Origin of the sequence: Actinosynnema sp. NPDC023658 (assembly GCF_040639995.1) — a bacterium.
GTDB lineage: Bacteria > Actinomycetota > Actinomycetes > Mycobacteriales > Pseudonocardiaceae > Actinosynnema.
The window spans coordinates 1,728-3,820 of record NZ_JBFAAX010000552.1 but is presented as its reverse complement, the minus strand read 5'-3'; the positions used below and the strand labels follow the sequence as shown (position 1 = coordinate 3,820).

Genomic DNA, 2,093 nt, shown 5'->3' with positions numbered 1-2,093 from the left:
GGCAGGTGGGCGGACTTCCGCACCTCCGGTCCCTACCCGGACGCGCTGCAGACCACGTGGGCCGCCACGGCGACCGAGTGGTTCCCCTCGAACCCCTGGCGGCTGCGACCGGGGCCGACGATCGTCACGATCCTCGACCACGCGGACGGCTTCACCACCGCGACCTGCGAGCTGTGGCTGGCCGTCGAACCGGCGTGACGGATCCCGTGCGAACGCGGTCCGCGCCGAGGTCCTGATCCCGGACGCCTCCCCGTCACCCGGCGGGGAGGCGTCCGGCGGTTCGTGGGGTGGTCCGAAGCCCGGCACGGCCGACGTGACCGGCAACACAGTGGTATTCCACCCCGGCGCGCGGTTTGAGTCGTATAGACTCAAACTATGTTCACCAGGGACGAAGCGCTCGACCGGGTCGAACGGGCAGGCTCGGCACCCGACCTGTTCGGCCCGGTCGACCCGGCCCGCCGCACGGAAGCCCAGCGGCTCTACCGGGCACTGGCCGCCGTCCTGCACCCCGACCGGGTCGGCCCGCACGACACCCGGGCGCACGCGGCGTCCGCCGAGCTGACCCGGCTCCACCACGAGTGGCAGCACGGCACGTCGGTCGACCTGAGCACCGACCGCGCCACCTACCGCCTCACCGACCGGCACGCCATCGGCAGCGTCGCCACCGTCTACCGCACCGACGGACCCCACGTGGTCAAGGTCGTGCGCAACCCCGCCCTCAACCCCCTCCTGCACGCCGAGTGGGACGCCCTGCGCCGACTCGCCCGGTTCACCGACCGGCACCAGTGGCTGCGCCCCTACTACCCGCACCTCGTCGACACCTCCGGCGACGTGGCCCGCGGCACCCGCGCCTTCACCGTCCTCTCCCCGCTGGTGGACGGGTTCGTCACGCTCGCGGACGTCCGGCGCGCGTACCCCGACGGCCTGGACGGCCGCGACTACGCCTGGATGCACCGCAGGCTGCTGCGGGCGATCGCGGGCGCCCACCGGATCGGCCTCGTCCACGGCGCGATCGTCGCGGACAACGTCCTCGTCCACCCCGAGCAGCACGGCATCGTGCTCGCCGGCTGGACCTTCGCGGTCGGCGCCGGCGAACGGCTCCTGGCCACCAGCAAGACCATCGACTACCCACCGGAGGTCCACGACGGACGACCGGTCACCACCGCCACCGACGTCCACATGGCACACACCCTGATGCTCGACCTGCTGGCCGACGGCGAAACCACGCAACGCCGCTTCGCCCGCGGCTGCACCCAGGACGACCCCACCCGACGGCCCGACGCCGCCGACCTGCTCACCGAGTACGACGACCTGCTCGAAGAACTCCACGGCGAACGGACCTTCCGCCCGTTCGCCCTACCCGGAACGAGGACCTGACATGGGACACGGCAAGTGGGACGACAACGCCTACGCGGCCGCCAAGACCTTCCGCGCCGCCAAGGGCATCGACGACTTCGGCTACACCGCCGCCCTGCGGTCACGCCCGTCACGCGAGTGGAAGGCCGACCCGTCGCTCGACCCGAAGGGCGTCACCGCACGCGAGTGCCGCGACTCGCCCGACCACGCCGACTCGACGCCCATCGCCGTGCTGTTCGACGTCACCGGCTCGATGGGCCGCGTCCCCCAGATCATGCAGCGCAAGCTCGGCAAGCTCCACGGCCTGCTCCAGCGCAAGGGCTACCTCACCGACCCCCAGCTCCTGTTCGGCGGCATCGGCGACGCCGACAGCGACCGCGTCCCCCTCCAGGTCGGCCAGTTCGAGTCCGACAACCGGATGGACGAGCAGCTGCGCACCATCTTCCTGGAGGGCAACGGCGGCGGCCAGAAGAGCGAGTCCTACGAGCTCGCCGCCTACTTCATCGCCCGCCACGTCGTGACCGACGCCTGGCAGAAGCGCGGCCGCAAGGGCTACCTCTTCCTCATCGGGGACGAGCTCAACAAGCCCCGCCTCGAAGCACGGCACATCCGCCGCATCATCGGTGACGACGTGAAGCAGGACATCGACCCCGCCTCGGTCTACCGGGAACTCGAACGCAAGTGGCACGTCTACTTCATCCTGCCCGACCAGTCGTCGTACTACCGCGACCCGCAGA

General features: G+C 71.2%; 3 protein-coding genes. All 3 read left to right on the top strand.

The features are described 5' to 3' along the window. A partial coding sequence (locus AB0G02_RS30995) for a GyrI-like domain-containing protein (RefSeq protein ID WP_360801058.1) occupies positions 1-198 on the top strand: 198 nt, incomplete at its 5' end. Between the two features lie 177 nt (positions 199-375). Then, the gene (locus AB0G02_RS30990; protein WP_360801055.1) at positions 376-1,377 is read left to right on the top strand and encodes an adenylate cyclase; all 1,002 of its coding nucleotides are present in this window, start codon (positions 376-378) and stop codon (positions 1,375-1,377) included. Between the two features lies 1 nt (position 1,378). Further along, positions 1,379-2,093 (top strand): hypothetical protein (locus tag AB0G02_RS30985; protein WP_360801052.1); only part of this gene is annotated, 715 nt, incomplete at its 3' end.